Raw genomic sequence first — 1465 nt, forward strand, 5'->3', positions numbered from 1 at the left:
GGAGCTGTACGCCCAGATCGAACAGTGGCGCACCAATCCCACCCCGGACCGTCTCACGGCGCTGACGAAGAAGATGCAGGCCGCCGGGATCGGCGAGCCGGTCGCCACCAAGGCCCGGTTCGTCGCCCTGTATCTGGGCGGGGCCGCGGCCACCGGCTCGAAAGCCCAGGGGCTCGTGAGTGCGGGTGCGGCGGCCGCCGCTCTGCGCCGCATGGACTCTCCGCTGGTCGATCCGGGAGAGGAGGCCAAATTCCGGGTCGACACCCTGCTCACGGATTACCAGGTTCGCCTGCAGCACGGGCACGACACCGTCGGTGTGCAGGCGCGGCTGGCCGAGGCGATCTCGGTGATGACCGAGAAAGACCGCGAGATCGCCCGCGAGCGGGGCAAACAGATCCGCAAAAACCCGGCCGAGGCGCGTAAGCCGTTGTGGCCCGATCACGTCAACCGCGACGAGCTCGCCACGACCGTGCGCGCGTATGCGGCGCTGGCGCCGATCGTGGAGGCCCGCATCGCCCTCGATCCCGACGGCAAGGACCCCGAGGCGAGGTGGGACAAAGACCAGCGGCAGCGGGCCGAGGTGATGCGCGCTCAGATCGACAAGGCGATCAAGTCGGGCAAGGGTTTGGCCGATATCGAGCGTGACCAGCTGCGCGCCGTGCTCACCGATATCGAGGCCGGGAAAACTCAGGTGCCGGACACGCTGCTGGCCGATGACCGGTCCGCGGCCGCGATCGAGCGCGAACGCCGCGACAACTACGCGCGTGCCTACGCCGAGGAAAACCGCCGCGAGATCGAAAAAATCTTGTCGACCGCGGCCGCGCCCGAGGGCACTGTCCGCGCAGTCCGCGACGACCTCAACCGTGTGGTCCTCGCGCAGACCGCGCTGGCGGCCGGGCGCACCAGTCGCGACGACTACGAAGCCACCCAAGCCGAGGAACAGCTGCGCAACAGCATGATCACTGCCGGGGTGCCCGAACACGTCCGCCTCGACGTGAACCAATTCCTCGCCGTCGAAAACGACGCCTGCGAGAAGAAAGGCGAGCGCGCACGCGCCGTCCAGGACCAGTGGGCCGGTCGCCGAGAAAAGGTCGCCGCCGAACGCAATCCCGGCCCGCCCTCCTACGACAGCCCCGAACGCCTCGCGCTGCTGGAGTACAACCTGCGCCAGGCCGGACTGACTGAGGACCAGCGCGCTCAGCGCCTGGCCGCTGCGGCCGGGCGGGCCAAGCCGCCGAGTGAAGCGGTGAAGCCGCCCACCCCGGAGGCACGAGCGCGCCAGACCGCCCCGGGGACTGGGCTCGCGCAGGCCTACAACCGCGACCGTGACCGCGACACCGGTCACGAGCGCTGAGACGTCGTTCCGAACTTCCAAGGGGGGAACGACTGTGGCACCGCTCGAAACCGCTTCCGAGGCAGCCGATCACGAACCGGAGATCTACCCGTGGAAGGCCGCTCCATCGAG

Annotated in this window: 1 pseudogene; it reads left to right on the top strand. The window is 69.3% G+C overall.

The features are described from left to right. Positions 1 to 1354, top strand: a pseudogene (locus tag A5780_RS40920) (hypothetical protein); the annotation flags it as partial. Positions 1355 to 1465 lie beyond the last annotated feature (111 nt).

It is taken from the genome of Nocardia sp. 852002-20019_SCH5090214 (genome assembly GCF_001665865.1).
GTDB classification, from domain to species: Bacteria; Actinomycetota; Actinomycetes; order Mycobacteriales; family Mycobacteriaceae; genus Nocardia; species Nocardia nova.